1 protein-coding gene is annotated in these 229 nt (G+C 69.4%); it reads left to right on the top strand.

Going from position 1 to position 229, the window contains the following annotated elements; genetic code table 11:
• Positions 1 to 229 (top strand): hypothetical protein (locus KVP70_RS33970; RefSeq protein ID WP_217946820.1); only part of this gene is annotated, 229 nt, incomplete at both ends.

Here is a 229-nt window from a genome sequence, read left to right as displayed (position 1 = left end):
GCAGCCTGGCTTCGGCCCAGGTTGCGGCGCTGAGCAGCAACGCCATCGGCGCCATCGAGACCGCCGACATCGTCGGCCTGACCACCGCGAACGTTGCCGCCTTGCGCAGCGCCCAGCTGGTGGGCCTTGCCACGGCACAAGTTGCCGCGCTGTCGACCAACCAGATCGCCGCGCTGAGCACCGCCGCCGTGTCCGGTTTGACCACCAACCAGATCGTCGCGCTGACCAC

The organism is Duganella violaceipulchra (genome assembly GCF_019166075.1).
Classification (GTDB): domain Bacteria; phylum Pseudomonadota; class Gammaproteobacteria; order Burkholderiales; family Burkholderiaceae_D; genus Rugamonas; species Rugamonas violaceipulchra.
The sequence above is the reverse complement of the archived record's forward strand: the minus strand, read 5'-3'. Positions and strand labels throughout refer to the sequence as shown.